The organism is Tateyamaria sp., assembly GCF_059783535.1.
Genome location: NZ_JBYNDP010000096.1, coordinates 14541 through 15315, shown reverse-complemented (window position 1 = coordinate 15315; position 775 = coordinate 14541). Strand labels below are relative to the sequence as shown.

Annotated in this window: 1 protein-coding gene; it reads left to right on the top strand. The window is 59.7% G+C overall.

Going from position 1 to position 775, the window contains the following annotated elements:
* On the top strand, positions 1 to 702 hold a 702-nt coding region (locus AC6RA8_RS16295), incomplete at its 5' end, for an ABC transporter permease (protein WP_500353984.1).
* Positions 703 to 775 lie beyond the last annotated feature (73 nt).

The window sequence follows — 775 nt, the reverse complement described above, 5'->3', positions numbered from 1 at the left end:
CTGATCCTCGCCTTCCCTGTGATCCTGCTGTTCTACCTGCTGGTGACACCAGAGATCGTGGCGACGGGCATTCCGAACTACATGGCGACCGTCCTGTTCATCTTTCCGCTGATCTTCGTGGGCGTTCTGCTGAACTCGCGTTACTACACGCAACCGAGCTTCCGCACACCGTTGCTGATTGTAGTGCTTGGGATCATGGGGTGGATTTATCTGTCGCTGATTTCCGATGGTGGCACCAAGGTGGCTGTGCTGCCAGAATTCCTGGACCTGTTCGACATAGATCCGGGCATTCTGGTCGTGTTCGTCTCGGTTGTCTTTGTGAACGCGCCCACCGTCTTCCGGATTGTTCGTGGCCTAGCCCTCGACATCAAGACACGGGACTACGTGGCAGCAGCACAAACACGCGGCGAAGGCCCCTGGTATATCATGCTATGGGAGATTCTGCCGAACGCGCGCGGTCCGCTGATCGTCGATTTCTGCTTGCGGATTGGCTACACCACCATCCTTCTGGGCACCTTGGGCTTCTTCGGGTTGGGCTTGCAAAGCGAGAGCCCGGATTGGGGCACAACGATCAACGCCGGTCGGCGCCTGTTGTCGGCCTATCCACATCCGGCGATCGCCCCTGCCCTGTCCCTGCTGACCATGGTTCTGGGATTGAACCTGCTGGCAGACGGGCTGCGCGAGGAAAGCCTCAAGGACTGAATCGAAACCGGGGGTGGGGGGGGGGGGGGGCGGCGGGACCCGCCGGCGAGGGGGACGAAGGAAAAAAGAACAA